We start from the raw sequence: 19,973 nt of genomic DNA, 5'->3' as shown, positions 1-19,973 counted from the left end.
AACCCACAGGAAACGATCATGCATATTCTGGTTGCTGGCTTCCAGCACGAAACCAACACCTTTGCGCCGTCGCTCGCCGCCTACGACAACTTCGTGCGCGGCGAAGGCTTCCCGGCCATGGTGCGCGGGAACGACATGCTGGCGCTGCGCGAGGTCAATATCCCCGCCGGCGGCTTCATCAATGCCGCGCTGGCCCAGGGCCACACGGTGGAAACCGTGATCTGGGCCGGCGCCAGCCCCTCGGCCCACGTCACGCGCGACGCCTATGAACGGATCGCCGGTGAAATCCTGGATGCCGCCCGCAACGGCACCTATGACGCCGTCTATCTCGACCTGCATGGCGCCATGGTCGCCGAGCACCTGGACGATGGCGAAGGCGAACTGCTGGCGCGCATGCGCCAGATCGTCGGCCCCGGCGTGCCGGTGATCGCCAGCCTGGATCTGCACGCCAACGTCACCGCGCAGATGCTGCAGGAAGCCGACGGCCTGGCCGCGTTCCGCACCTACCCGCACGTGGACATGGCCGACACCGGCGAACATGCGGCGCGCCTGCTGCAGGCCCGCATCGCGGCCGGCGACAACTGGAGCCGCAGCGAACGCCGCCTGCCCTTCCTGATTCCGATCAACGGCATGTGCACGATGCTGCAGCCGTCCAAGGGCGTGTACGAACTGCTGGAAAGCCTGGAACAAACGCCGGGCGTGGCCTCCATCTCGTTCGCGCCCGGCTTTCCGGCGGCGGACTTCCCCGAGTGCGGCCCGGTGGTCTGGGCCTACGGCACCGACGCGGCAGCGGTCGAACGCGTGACCGAATCCCTGTATCAGCGCGTGCTGGAACTGGAACCGCAATGGTCGCCCGACTTCCTCGAACCGTCCGAGGCCGTGCGCCGCGCGCAGGCGCTGGCGGCGGGCGCCTCGCGCCCCGTGGTCATCGCGGACACGCAGGACAACCCGGGCGCGGGCGGCGACGCCAACACCACCGGCATGCTGCGCGCGCTGGTGGAAGCCGATGCGCAAAACGCGGCGCTAGGGCTCTTCTGTGACCCTGAAGCCGTGCGCCTGGCAATCGAGGCTGGAATCGGCAACAAGGTCCGGCTGAGCCTTGGAGGCCAATCCGGCGTGGCAGGCGATTCGGCCTTCGAAGGCGAGTTCCTGGTCGAAACCCTGTCGCCCGGCAAGCTGCGCTTTGACGGACCGATGATGAATGGCATGGACGTGGACCTGGAGGCGGTGGCCGGCCTGCGCATCGGCGGCGTGCGGGTGGTGGTCAGCGCCACCAAGTCGCAGATGCTGGACCGCAACCTGTTCCGCGTGGGCGGCGTGCAGCCCGAGGAAATGGCGATACTGGTGGTGAAAAGTTCCGTGCACTTCCGCGCGGACTTCCAGCCCATCGCCCACGAAGTGCTGGTGGCCAAGGCCCCTGGCCCCATGCAGGCCGACCCGGCCGACCTGCCCTGGACCCGGCTGCAGCCGGGCATCCGCGTGCGTCCGCAAGGCAAGCCGTTCTCTTATTGAGCGCCGCCCCCCGCCGCGCGCCGGCGGGGTTTGCTTTCGCGCAAGGCAGTGGCAGACTGGCGTCATGAAGAAGCTCTACACGCTCGCCTATCCCCGCCTCAGCACGCCGGATTCCGGATTCATCGAGGAGTTCCGGCGCCAGCATGACGGCCAGCACCCGCTGGTGAAGGCGCACTTCACCATGGCGTTCGGCTGCGCCGGCATCGATGAGCAGGCCTACCAGCTGCACCTCGAAGAGATTGCACGCCAGCATGGCCCGATAGATTTCGTCTGCCGCTACGCCATGCTGGGCGCGGACGCGGCGCATGCGTATGCGTACCTGGTCCCCGACGAGGGCCATAGCCAACTGTCGCGCCTGCATGACGCCTTGTACCGCCAGGTGCTGGCGCCGACCCTGCGGCTGGATATCCCCTACGTGCCGCACATCACCATGGGCTCGTCCACCAACCGAGCGCTGATGAAATCGCTGTGCGACGAGTTGAACCGGAACGGACTCGACATCCGCGGCTCGGTAGACAGTTTGACGATGGCGGTCCTGGAAAACGGCGTGATCACGGACCTGACGTCGGCACGCCTTTCCGGCTGAGGGGCGGGACCGCGCCCGCCCCGGCGCGGCGGACTACTTCAGCTTGGCCTGCGGGCTGACGAAGTCCTCCAGCGTCAGGCCTTTTTCCTTCAGGATGGCTTCCAGCAGCGGCTGCAGCTTGCCCAGGCTTTCCTGCACGGTTTCGCGCACGGTATCGACCACCACCTGGGTGCTGCGTTCGATTTCGATGTTGACGAAATCACCCACCTGCTTGTCCTCGAACACCGTCATGCGGCGGGTTTCCGGAATCAGCCAGACCTCGAACCAGCCTTCGGCTCGATTGACTTCCGATACGGTCAGGCTGGCGCCGTTGATGGCGATATAGCCCTTGGCGAAGACGTACTTGCGGAAGGCCTCCGGAATGCTGAAGCGCATCAGGCGGTTGGTGTCGGACGACTTCACCATCACCACTTCGGAGGTGAAATCCACGTGTCCGGACAAGGGGTGGCCGCCGATCTCGGCGCCATCCTTGGCGGCCCGCTCGACGTTGGCACGGTCGCCCTCGTGGTAGCTGCCCAGCGTGGTGATGGCCAGGCTTTGCAGCATGACGTCGAAGGTGGCCTGGTTCTCGGACAGAATTTCCGTGACGGTCAGGCAGACGCCATCCGTCGACACGCTGGCGCCAATGGCCAGGTCCACGCAAAAACCAGGGGGGAAATCCAGCGTGAAAGTGCGCAGGCCTTCGCGATCCGCGATCTTGGCGATCTTCGCGGTGCCTTGAACAATACCGGTGAACATACGGATCCTGAATGCGGGGCGGCGCGCCCCTGAAGCAAAACATCAACGTTAACCGATATTTTGCCAGGGGCCGCGCCGCCCGCAAGCCGGGATCAGTGGCGGATGGCGATCGTCTTCAGAGTGGTGAAGCCGTACAGCGCTTCAAAGCCCTTCTCGCGGCCATAGCCCGATTGGCGCGAACCGCCGAAGGGCAGTTCCACGCCGCCGCCGGCGCCGTAGTTATTGATGAACACCTGGCCGGCGCGCAGCTTGCGCGCCAGGCGCAACTGACGGCCGCCGTCGCGGGTCCAGACGCCAGCCACCAGGCCGTACAGGGTGCCGTTGGCAATTGCCAGCGCCTCTTCCTCGGTGTCGAACACCATGGCAGCCAGCACCGGACCGAACACTTCTTCCTGCGCCAGGCGGCTGTTGGGCGGCACGTCGCGGAACAGCACCGGCGGCTGGTAGAAGCCAGCCTCGGGCGTGCCTTCCTTGAGCTTGCCGCGGGCGGCGACCTTCATGCCTTCGGCCTCGGCTTCGGCCAGGAAGCCGCGCACGCGGTCCTGCTGGCGCGCGTTGATCAGCGGACCCACGTCCAGGTCGGCCGCGGCCGGCCCCGTAACGGTGGCCGAGAACGCCTCGGACAGGCGCTTGAGCACGGTCTCGTACACGCCGCGCTGGATCAGCACGCGGCTGCCGGCCGAGCAGGTCTGGCCCGCGTTCTGGATGATGGCGGCCAGCAACACCGGCATGGCGGCGTCCAGGTCGGCATCGTCGAACACGATCTGGGGCGACTTGCCGCCCAGCTCCAAGGTGACCGGCACATGGTTTTCAGCAGCGGCGTGGGCCACCATCTTGCCCGTCTGCGGCGAACCGGTGAACGAGATGTGGTCGATGCCAGGGTGGGCGGACAGCGCCGCGCCGGCCTCATGGCCGTAGCCGGTGCAGATATTCAGGGCGCCGGCAGGCAGGCCGACTTCAGCGGCGATTTCCGCCAGCTTCAGGAGCGACAGGCAGGCGTCCTCGGCGGGTTTGACCACGCAGGCGTTGCCCGCCGCCAGGGCCGCGCCCACGCTGCGGCCGAAGATCTGCAGCGGGTAGTTCCAGGGCACGATGTGGCCGGTGACGCCATGCGCTTCGCGCACCGTCAACACGGTGAAGCCCGGGGTGTAGGGAATGGTCTCTCCGTGCAGCTTGTCGACCGCGCCGGCATAGAACTCGAAGTAGCGGGCCACGGCGGCGGCATCGGCGCGCGCCTGCTTGATGGGCTTGCCGGTGTCGGCTGATTCCAGCTGCGCCAGCTCTTCCTGGCGCTCCAGCAGCGCGAAGGCGATGCGCATCAAGAGGCGGCTGCGCGCGGCGGGCGCCATCTGGCCCCACTCGCCTTCATAAGCCTCGCGCGCCGCGGTCACGGCGCGGTCCACGTCCTCGGCGGTCGAACGCGCGATTGCCTCGAAAGGCGCGCCATCGGACGGGTTCAGGACAGGAATGGTTGCGCCGGTGGCGGCTTCCACCCATTGGTTGGCGATAAAGTTCTTCTGAGTCACGATGTGCGGAGTAAAGTAGCGGCCGGACGGCCGGTTGCGGGAGATTGGCGTCGCGCGCGAGTCGCGTTCTGGCTTCGAGCCAAGGTACGGGAGCGGCTCGTAACTTGTCAATTGAATTGACAGCTTTTGTCCCAAGAGTCAGGATATTTTCCAATGACCTGGGGTAATCCCTAATAATTCAGCGGCTTAACGCCACCCCGGATTTGTCATGGCGACTGACAAGCCCGGCCATACACAGTAGGAGCTCCCATGAGCAATGTCCGTGATCCGCAGCTTGAATCGCTGCTGGAAGCCGTGAACCGCCCCCGTCCCGAACTGGACGTCCTGGCGGAAGTGGCCTCGGGCCTGGGCTACGTGCGCGCCGAACGCTTTGCCGAGCGCGTCTACGAAAGCCTGTTCTATGCCATCGCCACTGGCAAGATCGCGCCTGGCAGCAAGCTGCCCGCCGAACTGGAGCTGGCCGCCTTGTTCGAGGTCTCGCGGCCGGTAGTGCGCCAGGCGCTGGACCGGCTGCGCGAAGACCAACTGGTGGAGTCCATCCGCGGGTCGGGCAGCTATGTGCGCGCCAAGCCCGACCTGATGGGCGGCATGCCCGCGATCGACCCCGCGCGCCGCGTCGGCCACATCCTGGAAGGCCTGGAACTGCGCATGGTGATCGAACCCGAATGCGCCTACCTGGCCGCCCTGCGCCGCACCGACGAAGACCTGCGCGAAATGGACCGCATGCTGACGGGCTACGAAGAAGCCGACGCCTCCGGCGCCATCGCCCACCACCACGACTACGGATTCCACCGCGCCATCGCCGCGGCCACCAGCAACCAGCGCTTCGTGCAGGTGCTGAAGTCGCTGGAGTACGACGTCAGCCACGCCGTGAACGTCATGCGCCACCTGGTCCACAGCCAGCCCTGGAAGCGCACCCGCGCCGCCATCGAGGAACACCGCCACATCTACCGGCTGATCCAGGAACAGGACGCCGAAGGCGCGCGCAACGTCATGCGCGCCCATATCGAAAAAGCCCGCAGCCGCATGCTGAACAGCGGTTCGGAACACTGAGCAGGAAGCCATTTGAATATGTCATCGCAGCAACGCCCGTCCTTGAACCTGGACCAGCAACTCGTCATCGTCACCGGCGCCAGCCGCGGCCTGGGCGCCGCCATCGCGCGCGCCTTCCTGCGCGAAGGCGCCAAGGTCGTCGTCAACTATCTCAACAGCGCCGAACGTGCACGGGCCCTGGCCGCCAGCGCGCCGGACCGCGCTCTCGCGGTGCAGGCCGACGTGCGCGACCCCGCCGCCGTCGCCGCCATGTTCGCCCAAGCCAGCGCACACTTCGGTCAGCCCGTGGCGACGGTCGTCAACAACGCCCTGCCCGCCTTCCAGTTCAACGGCGACGCCCGCCCGCAAGCCGGCGAGCTGGATTGGGCGCAGATGAGCGCGCAGCTCGAAGGCAGCGTGCGCGCCGCGCTCAACACCACCCAGGCTGCCCTGCCCGGCATGCGGACTGCTGGCGGCGGACGCATCATCAACGTGGGTACCAACCTGGTCCAGAACCCGGTGGTGCCGTACCACGACTACACCGCGGCCAAGGCCGCGCTGCTGGCCTTCACCCGCACCTTGTCGCACGAACTGGGCGCTGACGGCATCACCGTGAATATGGTTTCTGGAGGCTTGCTGCGTACCACCGACGCCTCGGCGGCCACGCCGGACGCGGTCTTCGACATGATTGCCGCCGGCACGCCGCTGCGCGAGGTCACCACGCCCGAGCAATTCGCCGACGCCGTGCTGTTCTTCGCCAGCCCCTGGTCGCGCGCGGTGACCGGACAGAACCTGATCGTCGACGGTGGACTGGTGAAGGGCTGAGCGATAAGGCGCCTGGCCGGCGCCGCACCTTTCTGGCGGGCGCGCGGCGCTACGCCTGCAGGCGCCTGGCGCTGATTTCGACGGCCGCGAACTTGATGCCCTTGAGCGCGGCGTCCTCGGTCACGAAGGCGGAATCGCCCACGCCTATCCGCGTCCATTCGCGGCCGGGAGCGGTGCGCACCCAGGCCTCGTAGCCCTGCTGCGCCGCAAGCGGCCTGAGTTCGTATTCGAGTTGGTGGCCGTTGAGCCTGATCACCCCGGTTCTCATGGCTTTCTCCCCGCGCCTCAGCGCCGGCCCGCGATGGCGCAGGCGCGCATCACGCCGCGTCCCGGCCCCACCATGGGCGATCCCTGGTAGTCCTGCGCCCGCACCACTTCCGACACGCGCTGTCCATCCGCCATCCATTGGCGGGCGACGCTGACGACGTCAGTGAACTCGGGTTGCGGCCCATCCAATAGCCAACCCACGATGGGGGCGCCGGGAATGCCGGCCGCGCCAGGAGAAATCTGATCCAAATCAAGGGGTTTCATACTCCTCTCCGTTCAGGGAACTGTAGGGAGCGTAGACGCGCCGTCAAATCTCAGGCATTAGAAAACCGCAAAAAGTAGAACATTTTGTATATCCACCGCGCGCAACCGGGACGGATCATCCCCGGCAGGCCGCCGCGAGCATCACGGAAATAAACATTCACACATAAACTATCTGGCTGACGCCGCGTGCCGCCGCCCCTGGCGTTTCTTCCGCCAGATCACCACGCCGGTGCCCGACAGCAGGGCCACCGCCAATCCCATCGCGCAGATGAACAGCTTCATAGGCAGACCGGCCACCATGCCTCCCACCGCCGCAGTATGCAGGCTGGTCAACCAAGTACGCAGGGTGTCGCCGCTGGCCACGCCGGTCGGCAGCCAAAGATTCTTGAGTTCCCCCTTGCCAGCATCGAACTTCAAGCTCGTCGCCCCCCAGCGGTCGCCGACATCGCGGCTACTGACCACGCCGTAGCGATACACGCCGATCGAAGGCTCATAACTCAGCGCGTCCTCGCGCAAAACGGTGTAACCCTGCACGCGCGCCTGTTCCGCCATCAAACGCCGACCGATTTCACGCGCCTCCTGCCAACCGATGGCTGGGACGAGTTCAGGAACCGACTGTGGCCGCAAGCCGGCGCCATCCTGCTGATGCGCGAAAACAGATTTCATCACTGGGTCGTATACCTCGGAGAGGTTGAAGGCAACCGCGCTCCAGGCCAATACGAACAACATGGCCCACGCCCACAGGCCGCCCGCGCGGTGCAGATCGAAGTTGACCTTGTAGCTGCCTGCGCCCCAACGCACCCCCCAGGACGTCCGCCAGCGCGCCAGCCAGGACTTGCCTCCCGCCTGGCCGGACTTGGCGGTCTTGCCCCCGCGCGCCGGCAGACTCAGGCACAGGCCGACAAAGCAATCCAACGTCCAAAGCAGCGAAATTACGCCGAAGACGCGACCTCCGACCACGCCCAGCGCCAATTGGTAGTGCAGGCGATAGATGAAGGGCATCAGGTTCTTCAGGCCCTGAGTCAGGTCGCCCCACCTACGCGCGCCCAGGATGCGGCCGTCATGGGGATCCACGAAGACCTGGTCAACCGCAAGCTCAGCTTCGATGCCCGTGGCGGCGTCCGCTAGCGGATACAGATTGAATGTCAACGTACGCCCAGGCTGCGTGGTCAGCGGCGCGTGGACCGCCAATGCCTCCGGGTAGGCAAGCTGAACCCGTTCGCGCAGGATCAGCGGATCCTGCGCCGGTGCGTCCGGCACGGGCGGCGTAGCCAGGAACAGTTCCGGGCTGAGCCACGCCTCCAGCTCGTCGTTCCAGGCCAGCAGCGCCCCTGTCAGGCCGGCCACCAACAAGAATCCGGCAATGACCAAGCCCACCCAGCGGTGTGCCAGCACCAGCCAGGCGCGATGGCTGCCCTTGCGCCGGCCGGCGATTTCGCGCCCACACCTCATTGCGCTGGGGCCAGCTCGACGGACGTGGACTTCGCCGATACGCGCCCGGCTGGCGTCTCGATCGCCACGACCTGGCCGTTTTCCATTCGAATCAGGCGATCGGCAAGATGGAAGTAGCGGTCGTCGTGCGAAATCACCAGCACCGCCTTGCCGCGAGCCCTCAACTCCGGCAGCAGCTCGCGGTAGAACACTTCCTTGAACAGCGGATCCTGATCGGCAGCCCATTCGTCGAACAACAGGAATGGCCGATCCTCCAGATAGGCCACCGCCAGCGCCAGGCGTTTGCGCTGTCCCTGCGACAAGGCCCGCGTGGTGAAGGCGCCGTCGCGCACCTGTGCCTTGTGCTGCAGATGCAGCTTCTCCAGCAAGGCGTTGCCTTGCACGTCCAACTCGGCGGAAGCGGCGTCCAGCATGTGCTCGAACAGGTGGAAGTCCGAGAATATCGCCGAGAAGGTCTGGCGATAGCGGTCGCGGCTGGCGTCGTCCACCGGCACGCCATTGAGCAGGATGGCGCCCTGCTCCGGCCGGTACAGGCCGGCCAGCAATTTGGCCAGCGTAGTCTTGCCGCTACCGTTGCCCCCGACCAGGTAGGTAATCTGCCCCGGGGAGAAATCCAGGTCTATCGGCCCGAGAGTAAACAGGTCGTCGGTGCCTTCGTGGTAGTAGCGGTGGCGAACGCCGCGCAGCGCCAGGCGGGTCCCCGTCGACCGTATAGATGCGATACGTCGATTCGACGGCCTGGCGACGGCAATGGTCCAGCGCCAGATTGCGGACCACTTGGCAGCAGTAGCTATAAGGCTTGCTCACATCGCGCGCGCATGATCCTTCCATGAGCTTCAGATAGGCGTCTTGTGTCACTTCGTCCGCGATCTCCGGGGTGCCGACGATTCTTTGCGCAATACGACGGAGTTGCGCCCGATGCGCAATAAAAACGTCTCCAAGCCCCGCTCCCTGCGTAACCATGGACATCGAAGCGCCTCCGCATACAGATTTATGGTGACTTGTAATAATTCAGTGTATTGCGAACAATTATCATTAATGAAAAAGACTATGTCCATCGCCGCGGCGCTTGCGAGGCCCTACCCTGGCGCTTTTTATAGGGACCCGACACAACGGCCAGGAGCTTGCCGCGAGGTTGTCCCGAAAGCCGCGAACCCGGCGTCAGCGCAGACGGCGCGCCGGCCCAGGCAGCGTGGCCACGGTATCATCTGCCTCTATCCCCGGCGGCCGCCAACCCCGCCCCCCGGATCTGTAGCCGGACAAGTCGCCAAGACGAGTTCGTGGCAGGCAGCATCCCTGAGAACCACATCAACAATCGGTCTACGCAAAACATGAAATTAGCCACCTGGAACGTGAACTCCCTGAACGTGCGCCTGCCCCAGGTACTGGACTGGCTGGCCGCCAATCCGGTCGACGTCCTGTGCATCCAGGAACTCAAGCTCACGGACGACAAGTTCCCGGAGGCCGCCTTCACCGAAGCCGGCTATCACGCGGTCTGGGCCGGCCAGAAAACCTATAACGGCGTCGCCATCATCTCGCGCGTGCCGGGCACGTCCATGGTGCGCAACATCCCCGGCTACGAAGATCCGCAGCAGCGCGTCCTGGCGCTGACCTTTCCCAGCCCCGAAGGTGACGTGCGCGTCGTCTGCGCCTACTGTCCCAACGGCCAGTCCGTGGGCTCGGACAAGTACGCCTACAAGCTGGACTGGTTTGAAGCCATGCGCGCTTGGCTGGCCGACGAAATCAAGCAGTACCCCAGGCTGGCGGTGCTGGGCGACTACAACGTTGCACCGGCCGACGAAGACGTGCACAACCCTGAGAAATGGGAAGGCCAGGTGCTGGTGTCCGAGCCGGAACGCAAGGCTTTCGGCGCCCTGCTCGACCTGGGGCTGGCGGATTCCTTCCGCCTCTTCGAACAGCCGGAGAAATCCTTCAGCTGGTGGGACTATCGCCAGTTCGCGTTCCGCCGCAACGCCGGCCTGCGCATCGATCATGTCCTTTTGTCCGCCCCGCTGGTCAAGCGCTGCATCGCGTGCGCCATCGACAAGGAGCCGCGCCGCAACGAGCAGCCGTCCGATCACGCCCCGGTCGTTGCGACCTTGGAATTCGCCTGATTTTTTGTTCGACGGCGTATTGCGCAGGTCAGGAATATTCCTGTATAGTTTTGGTCTTGCTTCATTGGGGCGGTAGCTCAGCTGGGAGAGCGTCGCGTTCGCAATGCGAAGGTCGGGAGTTCGATCCTCCTCCGCTCCACCAAGATTCCCGCCAAAACAGGGCACTACATAAATGTAGTGCCCTGTTTTGCTTTGCGGCCCGGATTCAAGCATCTGCGGAACCTCGATCCCGCATGCGACGATCAACTCAGGAGTCCGAGCAGCGCGGCGCGCGCGACGGCTGCAGTCCGATTCCGGGCGCCCAGCTTGGAGATCGCATTCTTCGTGTGAAATCTGACAGTCGACTCGGCAATTGCCAGTATTTCGGACACGTCGCTGCTGGTTTTTCCGTCCGCCGCCCATTTTAGGATTTCGGTTTCGCGACGAGTCAGCGGAACGTCCGGCGCCAATTTGAATCGCGGCAGCAAGACTCTGCTGAATGCCTGGTGCGCCGCCGTCACCAGCCATCGCATCTGCAATTCCTTGCTGAGCAGCTCCGCGTCGGACAGTTGATCTTTCTGTCTGGCCAGCGTCAGCATTCCCCCGGTTCCGTATGCGTCCAGGTTTGACTGAGCCCATCCGACACAGAGCCCCACCGCTTGCGCTTCGTCCCAAAGCTCAGGCGTTTCGGCAAACACCCTGTCCGACCATACGATAGGTACCGAGGAGCGGCTGCAGTGCTTTACGGTGGGGTCAACCTCCAGGTAGCGCGCCTGTGCGTACCGTTCCTGCCACGCGGTCGGATAATCGCTGATCATGACGAACTGAGGATTGGTAAACGGCAGGGCCGCCCGCAAGCCATAGGCGCAATAAGAAAACCCCAGTTCGTGTGCTACGGCCGCTACCTCGGTAAAAACGGCTTGGTCGGTGGTCGCGCTATTAGTTGCCAATAGAAGGTCTTGTGCCCACGGCTTCATTCCAAAATCCATCCCGTGCATTTGCATCGCTAGTACTTGAAAGGTGCACGGCCAAAAAACAAAAAAAATGCCGCTGTCACAATATAGTTAAACCGTTGAAATATTTCAAAATATAATAAAATGTGATTACCCATTCACTTTTTATATATTCCCTGGCGATGGCCGAGAAAATAGAAATTCTGGATTTTCAAAAACATTTTCCCGGTCGCCGAACTCCTGATATCCAGATGGACGCAATCGGCGCGCGCAGCGCCTCATTCTCTCGGCGACGCGCAACATAGGCGCGACGCCGCAGGAGATCGTGGCCAGGAGGCGCAAGCGGACTGGCGGAGAGCCGTGCTGGATTGGAAACGGCTCGGGAGAAGCAGAATGCCGCCGACATCTATCGGCGCTGGTTGCTGCAAAACTACCGTCCTGATTGAAAGCGGTGCCAGCAAGAATGGCCTACCCTCCACACCGCGCCCTATTGCGCGACGCGGAATGAGTGCGGGCGAAACCCTTTGCCACCACAAGCCCTGAGCGGTTTGCGCGGCTTGCCAGGACTGCCTGAAGGCCTGTCGGCCTTCAGGCGCTTGCGTCGGTGCGCACCATGGTTGCCGCGTCTCGCAAGGCATTCAGGAATAGCGTAGCGGCAGCCGCGGCGCGCGCATCGCGCCGCGTCATGATGCCCACGGGGTGCAGCCGCGCCTGCAAGGCCAGCGGCAGGATTGCCAACTGCCTGTTTTCGGCCAGGGCCCGTGCCACACGCAACGGAATAGCCGACAGCAGCGAAGTCCGCTGCAAGAGCGAGACGATGGTCAGGATGGCGCTGGATTCGATGGCGACCTGCGGAAAGCCCGCGCCGCGCGCCGAGACGGCGGCGGCGACCAGGCTGTAGAGCGCCGCGTTGCGCGACGGCAGCACCCAGCGGCAACGGTCCAGCGCTGCGCCGCTCAGGCGCCGGCGTGTAGCCAGCGGATGCGCCGGGCCGCAGACCACGGCGGTGGCCTCGTCGTAAAGGATCTCGCATTGCAGGTCCGCATCCGCGCCCTCGACCCCCAGCCGGCCCACGACGCAGTCCAGTTCGCCTGCGCGCAGGGCCGGCAGCAGCTGTTTCTCCAGGCCTTCGGACAACTCGATGCGCAAGGCTGGATGAGTCTCCTGCAGGCGCTGCACCGCCAGCGGCACCAACAGATGCGCTACTACCGGAAAAATGCCGGCCCGCACCTTGCCGGTCGCGCCGTTGGCCGCGGCTGCGAGTTCGGCATGGGTTGCATCCAGTTCGTTGAGCAGCAAACGGGCGCGGTCGATCATCAGCAGGCCCAGCGCGGTCGGCGCGACGCCGTGGTGCGAACGTTCGAACAAGGGCTGACGGGCCAGGGCCTCGGCCTCGCCCAGGAGCTTGCTCAATGCAGGTTGGCTGAGGTGCATCGCTTCAGCCGCCCGGTGCAAGTTGCCCACCCGCCCCAGCTCGTCCAGCAAGACCAGATGGCGGATGCGCAAGCGCGACCGCAGCTGCTGCAAGGTAGGGGTTTCCGGCATGATTGCGCCCCTCAAGTTGGTTATCGATTGATAAGGAATCGAAATTATCCAGTTATCGCCAACATGCCCATACTAGGGTCATCCCGCTAGCCGGGCCATATCCAGAAAAAGGGGAATAGCCATGTATCGTCGTCTTGCCGCGCTGGCCTTGGCCTGCGCCCTGGCGCCTTGCGCCGCTGTCGCTGACATCCGCATCGGCGTGATCGCCAGCAGCACCGGACCCGGGGCTTCCATGGGTTCGCTTTACCGCAGCACCGTGCCGCTGCTGCCCAAGACGCTGGGCGGCCAGCCGGTGGAGTACATCGCGCTGGACGACGCGACCGATCCGTCCTCGGCGGTCAAGACGGCGCGCAAGCTGGTCACCGAAAACAAGGTGGACGCGATCATCGGCCCGAGCAATGTACCGACCTCGATGGCCGTCACGGAAGTCGCCCGCGAAGCGCGCACGCCGCAGTTGTCGCTGGCGCCTATCGTGGTCAGCCCCGACCGCGCCGAATGGATCTTCGTGGTGGCCCACGGCATAGATCTGATGGTGAACTCGCTGACCGCCGACATGGTCAAGCGCGGCGTGAAGACCGTGGCGTACATCGGTTTTTCGGACGCATGGGGCGATGCCGTCTACCGCGCGCTGCAGGAATCTGCCGCCAAGCGCGGCATCAAGGTGCTCAGCAACGAACGCTATGCCCGCACCGACAACTCGGTCACGGCCCAGGTGCTGAAGATTGTTTCGCTGAATCCGGGCGCCGTGCTGGTCGGCGGCTCCGGCACACCGGGGGCCCTGCCCCATCTGTCGCTGCGCGAACGCGGCTACCAGGGCGTGCAGTACAACACGCATGGCGTCATCAACAAGGACTTCCTGAAGCTCGGCGGCAAGGGCGTGGATGGCGTGATCGTGCCCAGCGGCCCGGTGCAGGTGGTGGAACAGCTGCCCGCGGACAGCCCGATCAAGCCGGTCGCCACGCGTTACGCCCAGCAGTACGAAGCGACCTACGGCGCCGACTCGCGCAACGCCTTCGCGCCGTACACCTACGACGCCTATCTGTTGCTGGACGCGGCCGTCGCCAAGATCCCCGCAGGCACCCAGCCGGGCACCCCGGAATTCCGCCAGGCGCTGCGCGACGCCCTGGAAAGCCTGCAGGGCACCGTCGGCACCCAGGGCATCTACATGATGTCGCCCGCCAACCACAACGGCCTGGATGAGCGCGGCGTCGTGCTGATGCAGGCCCGTTCGGGCGCCTGGCAGTTCCTGCCCTGAGCCGCCCTTTTGCAGCAGGAGTTCGCATGACCCGCGTACACATTCCTTATGGCGTGTATTGGAGCACCCCTTTCTCGCGTTGGCAGGGCAGCCTGTCGCGCCTGCACAGCCTGCGTTTCGCGGCCTGGACCGCGCGCCGGGAGCTGGAGCGCCGCGGCATCGCCCCCGCGGCGCTGCAAAGCGCGGTGCTGGGCTGCTCGGTGCCGCAGCAGGGCTCGTTCTATGGCCTGCCCTGGGTGGCCGGCATGCTCGGGGCGCCCCATCTGGCGGGACCGGTGGTCTCGCAGGCCTGCGCCACCTCGGTGCGCGGCCTGGCCACGGCCGCGGCCGAGCTCATGCTCGGCCACGCCGAGACCTCGCTGGTCCTCATGGCCGACCGCGTATCCAACGGCCCGCAGCTCTATCATCCCGACCCGGCCGGCCCCGGCGGCTCCGGCTCGCACGAAAACTGGGTGCTGGACAACTTTTCGCACGATCCCTGGAGCGGCCTGTCCATGCTGCAAACCGGGGAGCGCGTGGCCGAGCGCCATGGCATATCCACTGCAGAACAGAATGCGGTCACCCTGCGCCGCTACGAGCAGTACGCGCAGGCCTGCGCCGACGGCCGCCGGTTCCAGCAGCGCTACATGACGCTGCCCTTCGAGGTGCCCGACGCGCGCTACGCCAAGATCGCATCGGTGCTTGAAGGCGACGAAGGCATCCACGCCACCACGGCGGAGGGCCTGGCGCGCCTTTCGGCGGTGCTGCCCGGCGGCACCATCACCTACGGCGGTCAGACTCATCCGGCGGACGGCAACGCGGGCATGATCCTGGCGACCGCCGGACGCGCCCGCGAACTATCACGCCGGCCCGAGATCGGCATCGAGATCCTGGCCTTCGGCCAGTCGCGCACCGAAAAGGGCTACATGCCGCGGGCGCCCATCGAAGCCGCCGGCAACGCGCTGCGACGCGCTGGCCTGGCGATGGCCGACCTGCACGCGGTGAAGACTCACAATCCCTTCGTGGTCTCCGACATCGCGCTGGCGCGCGCCACGGGGTTCGACGTGATGGCCATGAACCAGTACGGCTGCTCGCTGGTGTGGGGCCACCCTCAAAGCCCGACCGGGCTTCGGTCCGTCATCGAACTCATCGAGGAACTGGCGGAGCGCGGCGGCGGCCTGGGCCTGTTCACGGGCTGCGCGGCCGGCGACAGCGCCATGGCGGTGGTATTGAGCGTGGACGCCGGCGGAGCCGCCCGATGAACCACGCCAGCCTTGAAGGCGTCTTGCGCATTCCCGCCCTGTTGGCCCGCGCGGCGCGCGACTGTCCTGAACGCACGGCCCTGGTCTGCGACACGCGCCGCATCGACTACCGACGCTACGCCGCCGAAGTCTGGGCGACCGCCCGCCATCTGCGCGCCCATGCTGCCTCGGGCGCGCGGGTCGCAACGCTGCTGGGCAACTCGGACCTGGCCTGCGTGATAACGCTGGCGCTGCAATGCTCGGGCAACCAGCACGTGCCCCTGAATCCGCTCTACACGGCGCGCGAACTGGAGTTCATCCTGCGCGACGCGCAGCCCGCGCTACTGATCGCCGATGCGCCGTCGGCCGCCGTCGCGACGCCCCTGGCCGCGGCGCTCGGGATCCGGCTGGTCACGGAAGACGAGGCCCGCGCGTGGATGGAACCCGCGCCGGGCGACGAGGACTCTCCGCCGGGCGACGCCGATGCGCTGGCGCCGGCCCTGCTGCAGTACACCGGCGGCACGACCGGGCAGCCCAAGGGCGTGATCCTCGGGCGCGACGCCATCGCCACCAATGTGCTGCAGCGGGAACTGGCCCTGCCCACCCGCTACGGCGCCGACAGCGTGCTTTGCGCCATGCCGCTGTTCCATTCCTACGGCATGGCCATGGGATTGTTCCTGGCCGCCAGCGCCGCGGCCACGCTGGTGCTGCTGCCGCGCTACCGCCCCGACGACGTCTGCGACGCGGTGGAGCGCGAGCGCATCACGCTGTTTCCCGGCAGCCCCACCATCTATACCGGCCTGCTGTCGCACCCGCGCTTTGCCGACACCGACTGGTCCAGCGTGCGCGCCTGCTATTCCGGATCCGCCCCGCTGGCCGAAGAGGTACACCGGCGCTGGGAGGCCGCCGTGGGCGCGCCGATCTACGAAGGCTATGGCCAGACCGAAGCCGGCCCCATCCTCACCTACAACGGTCCGGCCGGAACCCGCCATGGCTCGGTCGGCACGCCTGTCGCGAACACGGAAGTGCAGGTGGTCGATCTGGAAACGGGGACTGTCGTGCTGCCGCCCGGCCAGCGCGGCGAAATCCGCGCGCGCGGGCCGCAGATCATGCAGGGCTACCTGGCCAGGCCCGACGCCACCGCCGAAACCCTGCGCGAGGGCTGGCTGTATACGGGCGACATTGGCGAGTATGCGGCGGACGGTTTCCTGTACATCCGCGACCGCAAGAAAGACCTGGTGATTTCCGGCGGCTACAACGTGTATCCGCGCGAGGTCGATGAAGTGCTGTACCTGCATCCGGACGTGGCCGAAGCCGCGGCGGTGGGCTGGCCGGACAGCTACCGCGGCGAGGTCATCCGCGCCTTCGTGGTCCTGCGGCCGGGCGCGGCTGTCGACGCGGCCGGGTTGATCGCGCACTGCCAGTCCAATCTGGCGCGCTACAAGGTGCCCGCAGTGATCAGCATTCTGGACGCCCTGCCCTACACGGGCGCCAACAAGGTGGACAAGAAGGCGCTGCGCGCGCCGTAATGGCGGCGTGGCGCCCGCTTGGGGCGCCACGCCGCGCAACGGCCGTTCAGGCCGGATCCTGATCCAGCCTGCGCACCGCCGCGCTCAGGGTCGAGAAATCGAATTCCTTGCGGCCGCGCAGCAGACAACGCATCAACACCGTCGTCACCACCGGCACCACCGCGGCCAGCAGGAAGGACTCCAGCAGGAACGAGGGCTTGTCGCCCGGCGCCGGGAAGAAGAACAGGCCCGCCGCGAGGCCGGAGACGGTGGCGACGGTTGCGGTGAGGCCATCGTGCTTGCGGCTGAACAGGCCGTAGAAGACCGGAAACGCGGCGGCGGAACAAAGCAGGTCGGCCAGCAGGAACAGGTACAGCACGCTGTAGCCCTGCGACGCCACGATCATGACCGGGATGGCCATCAGCAGCACCAGCCAGCGCGCCAGGCGCTTCATGGTCATGGAACTGGCGTTGGGCATCAGGCGGCGCATGTCGACCGCGATAATGCTGGAAACGGCGCTGATCGCCGTGTCGGCGGTGCTCATGACCAGCGACAGCCCCAGCGGAATCAGGGCGATCACGAACCAGGCGGGCGCGTGCGGCATGATGACGCTGAAGAGCGCGATGGAGCTGTCGCCCTGCGGCGCCAGACCGACGAAGGCCAGCCCGAACAGCCCCATCAGGAAGATGAACGGCGCGACCAGCAGGCCACCCAGCAAGAAGCCGTTGCGCATGGAGCGCGCGTCGCGCGCGGCGTAGATGCGTTGCCAGTTGCCCTGGTGGAAGATGCCGGTCAGCAGGATGGCGACGAAGAAGGTCAGCCCGGCCTTGATGCCCACCGGATCGGTCAGGTCCAGCAGCTGCGGCGCCTTGGCTTGCAGCGCTTCGATGGTGGGCATGGCGCCGCCGGCGGCCTGCCAGCCGACCAGGCACAGGATCACCAGCAAGGGCACGATCACCATCATCTGCACCTGGTCCGTGAAGATCGACGAGCGCAAGCCGCCATAGGTGGTGTAGAGCAAGGTGGTGCCCATCACGATCGCAGCGGTGGCCCACAGCGGCACGGGCGCCAGCATGGTAACCAGCTTGGCGATGGCCGTGACTTCGGCCGACAGCGCGATAAAGAGATAGAACAGCATGATGAACAGCGCCAGCCCGTACATGGGCCGGCCGTAGCGCGCCATCAGGAATTCCGTCAGGGTGTGGCCGTGCGGGATCAGTTCGCGCATGCGCCGCCCCAGCGGAATCATCACCAGGCGCGGCGACATCGATCCCAGCGCGTAGCCGATGACTGCTGCCAGGCCGCCCCAGGTCGCCGCTTGGGCGGGCGAGAACAGGATCCAGGCGCCCAGGGTCGACGCCATCAGCGTCAGGATGGTGCCGAAGGCGCCCTGGCTGTTGCGGGCGACGATGTAGTCCTCCAGCGTGCCGCGCTTGCGCCGCGTGTACAGCACGCTGGCCACGGCGAAGCCGCCCGAAAACAGCAGCAGCCACATCAGGGCGGTGGATTGGGTCAACATGGTATCGGTCCTCCCGCTGCCGGCTGGCAGCCGGACGCGCAACGCGGCGGCTCCGCCACGCTTCCGTGCGCAGGCCGCAAGATGAATGAAAGTCTAGGGAGGGCGCGCGGACTGCGCGATGTCCTTCCCTTCGCCGGCATTACCCGGATCAGGTTCAAAGGGTTACCGCGTTGCCGCGGAATCTCAGCCCTTGCAGGGCTCCCCCAGGAATTGCCGCAAGATTAGGAGAGCGGCACGGCAATGTCAACGCGCTTGGCGCGGACGCCGCCCGCGGCTTTGTGCTAAGTTCGCCGGCGTGCGGCGCCTGTTTGCCTGTCCGCCGCTGGAATCGAAGAGCCTGACCATGTCTATCGCGTCTTACACCGCCCCCGCCCGGAACGGATCGCCATGCTGCATCTGAACCTGTTCATCTTCGGCTGCGGCCACCACCGCGCCGCCTGGCGCCACCCCGATTCCGCCGCCGAACGGCTGGGCGACATCGCCTACTACGAGGAACTGGCGCGCACCGCCGAACGCGGCAAGCTGGACGCCATCTTCTTCGCCGACGGGCAATCGGTCGACAACATCGGCGACGGCCCGCGCTGGTACCTGGAACCGCTGACCGCCATGGCCGCGATCGCGCGCGCCACTTCCCGCATCGGCTTGATCAGCACCGTCTCCAGCACTTTTTTCACGCCCTTCCACGCGGCCCGCATGGTGGCCTCGCTGGACCATATCTCGGGCGGGCGCATGGGCTGGAACGTGGTCACGTCGATGTTCGACGCCGAAGCGCGCAACCACGGCTACGAATCCATGCCCGGACATGACTGGCGTTATGCGCGCGCCGAGGAATTCGTCGACGTCGCGCTCCAGCTGTTCGACTCCTGGGACCAGGACGCCCTGGCCATCGACCGCGCTGGCGAGTATGGCGTGCCTGCGCGCGTGCGCAAGATCGGGCACCACGGCGAACATTTCCTGGTCGACGGCCCCCTGACGGTGCCGCGTCCGCCGCAAGGCCGCCCGGTATTGTTCCAGGCCGGCGCCTCGGACCAGGGCCGCGACCTGGCCGCCAGGCGCGCCGAAGCGATCTACGCGGTCGCCTACGACCTGCCGGCGGCGCAAGCCTATTACCGCGACATCAAGCGCCGCGTGCTGGCCGCCGGCCGCCAGGATTTCGTACCCATCATGCCGGGCCTGGTCACGTACGTGGGCTCGACCGAGGCCGAAGCCCGCGCCAAGCAGCGCGAACTGGACGTGCTGCTGCCCAGCGACGCCTCGCTGCGCCAGCTGGGCACGTTCGTGCTGCAGGACTGCTCGACATGGGAGCTGGACGCGCCCGTGCCCGCCCTGCCGCCCTTATCTGAATTCACTGGCCCCAAGGGCCGCTACGCGACCATTCTGCGCATCATCGAGACCGAAAAACCCACGGTGCGCCAGCTGCTCGGACGGTTGGCGGCCGGCGGCGGCCACTGCACCATGGTGGGCACGCCGGAACAGATCGCCGACAAGATGGAGCACTGGTACCGGAGCGAAGGGGCCGACGGCTTCAATCTGATGCCGCCATCCCTGCCCGGGGGCATCGATGATTTCGTCGAACACGTGATTCCGGTGCTGCGGCGCCGGGGGCTGTTCCGCACCGAGTACCAGCACAGCACGCTGCGCGGGCACCTGGGGCTGGCACCCGCGTAAGCCGCAATAC

17 protein-coding genes, 1 tRNA gene, 2 pseudogenes and 1 riboswitch are annotated in these 19,973 nt (G+C 66.1%); of the genes and pseudogenes, 10 read left to right on the top strand and 10 right to left on the bottom strand.

The features are described from left to right. Positions 1–18 precede the first annotated feature (18 nt). Together WBB14_RS16290 and WBB14_RS16285 are read left to right on the top strand one after the other, a co-directional pair. Positions 19–1,512, top strand: coding sequence for a M81 family metallopeptidase (locus WBB14_RS16290; protein ID WP_424240761.1), 1,494 nt, complete (start codon positions 19–21; stop codon positions 1,510–1,512). A 64-nt stretch (positions 1,513–1,576) separates the two neighbouring features. Then, positions 1,577–2,098, top strand: a complete 522-nt coding sequence (locus WBB14_RS16285) for a 2'-5' RNA ligase family protein (protein ID WP_424240760.1) — start codon at positions 1,577–1,579, stop codon at positions 2,096–2,098. 33 nt (positions 2,099–2,131) lie between these two features. Here the strand turns inward: WBB14_RS16285 and WBB14_RS16280 are convergent, their stop codons facing one another. Both WBB14_RS16280 and WBB14_RS16275 read right to left on the bottom strand, forming a co-directional pair. After that, on the bottom strand, positions 2,132–2,836 hold the full coding sequence (locus tag WBB14_RS16280; protein WP_424240759.1) for a riboflavin synthase subunit alpha: 705 nt from the start codon (positions 2,834–2,836) through the stop codon (positions 2,132–2,134). A gap of 92 nt (positions 2,837–2,928) precedes the next feature. Continuing rightward, positions 2,929–4,365 carry an aldehyde dehydrogenase family protein gene (locus tag WBB14_RS16275; RefSeq protein ID WP_424240777.1) on the bottom strand — a complete coding sequence of 479 codons (1,437 nt, stop codon included), beginning with the start codon at positions 4,363–4,365 and terminating at the stop codon, positions 2,929–2,931. A gap of 246 nt (positions 4,366–4,611) precedes the next feature. On the opposite strand from WBB14_RS16275, the gene WBB14_RS16270 reads away from it, so the two are divergent. Further along, the gene (locus tag WBB14_RS16270; RefSeq protein ID WP_424240758.1) at positions 4,612–5,415 is read left to right on the top strand and encodes a FadR/GntR family transcriptional regulator; all 804 of its coding nucleotides are present in this window, start codon (positions 4,612–4,614) and stop codon (positions 5,413–5,415) included. Positions 5,416–5,433: 18 nt separating this feature from the next. Next, a complete protein-coding gene (locus WBB14_RS16265) occupies positions 5,434–6,219 on the top strand; it encodes a 3-oxoacyl-ACP reductase (protein ID WP_424240757.1) in 786 nt (261 codons plus the stop codon). A gap of 49 nt (positions 6,220–6,268) precedes the next feature. Here WBB14_RS16265 and WBB14_RS16260 read toward each other — a convergent pair whose 3' ends face one another. The 5 genes and pseudogenes from WBB14_RS16260 to WBB14_RS16240 all read right to left on the bottom strand — a co-directional run. Beyond that, a complete protein-coding gene (locus tag WBB14_RS16260; protein ID WP_424240756.1) occupies positions 6,269–6,487 on the bottom strand; it encodes a hypothetical protein in 219 nt (72 codons plus the stop codon). Positions 6,488–6,504: 17 nt separating this feature from the next. Next, entirely contained in the window at positions 6,505–6,750 is a 246-nt protein-coding gene (locus tag WBB14_RS16255; protein ID WP_424240755.1) for a hypothetical protein, read from the bottom strand. Positions 6,751–6,918: 168 nt separating this feature from the next. After that, the gene (locus WBB14_RS16250; protein WP_424240754.1) at positions 6,919–8,202 is read right to left on the bottom strand and encodes a PepSY-associated TM helix domain-containing protein; all 1,284 of its coding nucleotides are present in this window, start codon (positions 8,200–8,202) and stop codon (positions 6,919–6,921) included. Continuing rightward, a pseudogene (locus tag WBB14_RS16245) lies at positions 8,199–8,894 on the bottom strand (ATP-binding cassette domain-containing protein); the annotation flags it as partial. The gene WBB14_RS16250 and the pseudogene WBB14_RS16245, both read right to left, overlap by 4 nt. A 55-nt stretch (positions 8,895–8,949) precedes the next feature. Beyond that, positions 8,950–9,165, bottom strand: a pseudogene (locus WBB14_RS16240) (sigma factor); the annotation flags it as partial. 368 nt (positions 9,166–9,533) lie between these two features. On the opposite strand from WBB14_RS16240, the gene WBB14_RS16235 reads away from it, so the two are divergent. Together WBB14_RS16235 and WBB14_RS16230 are read left to right on the top strand one after the other, a co-directional pair. Beyond that, positions 9,534–10,316: an exodeoxyribonuclease III gene (locus WBB14_RS16235; RefSeq protein ID WP_332013812.1), complete on the top strand. Its 783-nt coding sequence runs from the start codon at positions 9,534–9,536 to the stop codon at positions 10,314–10,316. A gap of 66 nt (positions 10,317–10,382) precedes the next feature. After that, positions 10,383–10,458 (top strand) — tRNA-Ala (locus WBB14_RS16230). A gap of 100 nt (positions 10,459–10,558) precedes the next feature. Here WBB14_RS16230 and WBB14_RS16225 read toward each other — a convergent pair. Both WBB14_RS16225 and WBB14_RS16220 read right to left on the bottom strand, forming a co-directional pair. Beyond that, positions 10,559–11,272: an autoinducer binding domain-containing protein gene (locus tag WBB14_RS16225; RefSeq protein WP_424240753.1), complete on the bottom strand. Its 714-nt coding sequence runs from the start codon at positions 11,270–11,272 to the stop codon at positions 10,559–10,561. 564 nt (positions 11,273–11,836) lie between these two features. Further along, on the bottom strand, positions 11,837–12,793 hold the full coding sequence (locus WBB14_RS16220; protein ID WP_424240752.1) for a LysR substrate-binding domain-containing protein: 957 nt from the start codon (positions 12,791–12,793) through the stop codon (positions 11,837–11,839). Positions 12,794–12,914: 121 nt separating this feature from the next. Between WBB14_RS16220 and WBB14_RS16215 the strand changes: the two genes are divergently transcribed. From WBB14_RS16215 to WBB14_RS16205, 3 genes are read left to right on the top strand one after another with little or no spacing between them, the layout of a single operon-like run. After that, positions 12,915–14,048: an ABC transporter substrate-binding protein gene (locus WBB14_RS16215; protein ID WP_424240751.1), complete on the top strand. Its 1,134-nt coding sequence runs from the start codon at positions 12,915–12,917 to the stop codon at positions 14,046–14,048. A gap of 26 nt (positions 14,049–14,074) precedes the next feature. Continuing rightward, on the top strand, positions 14,075–15,289 hold the full coding sequence (locus WBB14_RS16210) for a thiolase family protein (RefSeq protein ID WP_424240750.1): 1,215 nt from the start codon (positions 14,075–14,077) through the stop codon (positions 15,287–15,289). Next, positions 15,286–16,797, top strand: a complete 1,512-nt coding sequence (locus WBB14_RS16205) for a class I adenylate-forming enzyme family protein (RefSeq protein WP_424240749.1) — start codon at positions 15,286–15,288, stop codon at positions 16,795–16,797. Before WBB14_RS16210 ends, WBB14_RS16205 begins: the two co-directional genes overlap by 4 nt. Before the next feature lie 46 nt (positions 16,798–16,843). On the opposite strand, the gene WBB14_RS16200 is transcribed toward WBB14_RS16205, so the two are convergent. After that, positions 16,844–18,295: a sodium:solute symporter family protein gene (locus WBB14_RS16200; protein WP_424240748.1), complete on the bottom strand. Its 1,452-nt coding sequence runs from the start codon at positions 18,293–18,295 to the stop codon at positions 16,844–16,846. Between the two features lie 108 nt (positions 18,296–18,403). Next, positions 18,404–18,510: riboswitch (TPP riboswitch) on the bottom strand. A 172-nt stretch (positions 18,511–18,682) separates the two neighbouring features. Between WBB14_RS16200 and WBB14_RS16195 the strand changes: the two genes are divergently transcribed. After that, positions 18,683–19,963 carry an LLM class flavin-dependent oxidoreductase gene (locus WBB14_RS16195; RefSeq protein ID WP_424240747.1) on the top strand — a complete coding sequence of 427 codons (1,281 nt, stop codon included), beginning with the start codon at positions 18,683–18,685 and terminating at the stop codon, positions 19,961–19,963. Positions 19,964–19,973: the final 10 nt, after the last annotated feature.

Origin of the sequence: Achromobacter sp. (assembly GCF_049647645.1) — a bacterium.
Taxonomy (GTDB): Bacteria; Pseudomonadota; Gammaproteobacteria; order Burkholderiales; family Burkholderiaceae_B; genus Achromobacter.
Note: the sequence above shows the minus strand (reverse complement) of the source record. Positions and strands in the feature narration are given on the sequence as shown.

Bases quoted from the DNA above. Each gene is read 5' to 3' on its own strand.
- WBB14_RS16290 (WP_424240761.1), top strand. From the start codon at position 19: ATGCATATTCTGGTTGCTGGCTTCCAGCACGAAACCAACACCTTTGCG.
- WBB14_RS16285 (WP_424240760.1), top strand. From the start codon at position 1,577: ATGAAGAAGCTCTACACGCTCGCCTATCCCCGCCTCAGCACGCCGGAT.
- WBB14_RS16280 (WP_424240759.1), bottom strand. From the start codon at position 2,836: ATGTTCACCGGTATTGTTCAAGGCACCGCGAAGATCGCCAAGATCGCG.
- WBB14_RS16270 (WP_424240758.1), top strand. From the start codon at position 4,612: ATGAGCAATGTCCGTGATCCGCAGCTTGAATCGCTGCTGGAAGCCGTG.
- WBB14_RS16265 (WP_424240757.1), top strand. From the start codon at position 5,434: ATGTCATCGCAGCAACGCCCGTCCTTGAACCTGGACCAGCAACTCGTC.
- WBB14_RS16260 (WP_424240756.1), bottom strand. From the start codon at position 6,487: ATGAGAACCGGGGTGATCAGGCTCAACGGCCACCAACTCGAATACGAA.
- WBB14_RS16255 (WP_424240755.1), bottom strand. From the start codon at position 6,750: ATGAAACCCCTTGATTTGGATCAGATTTCTCCTGGCGCGGCCGGCATT.
- WBB14_RS16250 (WP_424240754.1), bottom strand. From the start codon at position 8,202: ATGAGGTGTGGGCGCGAAATCGCCGGCCGGCGCAAGGGCAGCCATCGC.
- WBB14_RS16235 (WP_332013812.1), top strand. From the start codon at position 9,534: ATGAAATTAGCCACCTGGAACGTGAACTCCCTGAACGTGCGCCTGCCC.
- WBB14_RS16225 (WP_424240753.1), bottom strand. From the start codon at position 11,272: ATGAAGCCGTGGGCACAAGACCTTCTATTGGCAACTAATAGCGCGACC.
- WBB14_RS16220 (WP_424240752.1), bottom strand. From the start codon at position 12,793: ATGCCGGAAACCCCTACCTTGCAGCAGCTGCGGTCGCGCTTGCGCATC.
- WBB14_RS16215 (WP_424240751.1), top strand. From the start codon at position 12,915: ATGTATCGTCGTCTTGCCGCGCTGGCCTTGGCCTGCGCCCTGGCGCCT.
- WBB14_RS16210 (WP_424240750.1), top strand. From the start codon at position 14,075: ATGACCCGCGTACACATTCCTTATGGCGTGTATTGGAGCACCCCTTTC.
- WBB14_RS16205 (WP_424240749.1), top strand. From the start codon at position 15,286: ATGAACCACGCCAGCCTTGAAGGCGTCTTGCGCATTCCCGCCCTGTTG.
- WBB14_RS16200 (WP_424240748.1), bottom strand. From the start codon at position 18,295: ATGTTGACCCAATCCACCGCCCTGATGTGGCTGCTGCTGTTTTCGGGC.
- WBB14_RS16195 (WP_424240747.1), top strand. From the start codon at position 18,683: ATGCTGCATCTGAACCTGTTCATCTTCGGCTGCGGCCACCACCGCGCC.